Source organism: Pseudomonas sp. UMAB-08, from assembly GCF_900095225.1.
In the GTDB taxonomy this organism is placed as follows: Bacteria; Pseudomonadota; Gammaproteobacteria; order Pseudomonadales; family Pseudomonadaceae; genus Aquipseudomonas.
Window position 1 is genome coordinate 1 of record NZ_LT607471.1, and the last position, 263, is coordinate 263.

Here is a 263-nt window from a genome sequence, read left to right on the forward strand (position 1 = left end):
CCCTGATTGACGATATGCTCGGCAACACCGATGGTCAGGTCCAGGCCTTTCTGGAAGACCAGGCGCGATACCACGGCGAACAAAGGGCCCGTGGAAGGTTCAAGCTCGAACAGCTCGCGCACATGGTCGGCATTGATTTCCTTGCGCTGCCATTCGTTCGGGGCAAACCGGCAAATCAAGTGTTCATCGGTTTCCGAATCCCAGCTGGCGTCGATGCCATTGGGAATCCCGCTGAGCAGCCCTTGGCTGGCCTTGCTTTGCAG

1 pseudogene is annotated in these 263 nt (G+C 58.2%); it reads right to left on the reverse strand.

Annotated elements, in window-relative coordinates:
- Positions 1 to 263, reverse strand: a pseudogene (locus K0F75_RS25465) (starch synthase); the annotation flags it as partial.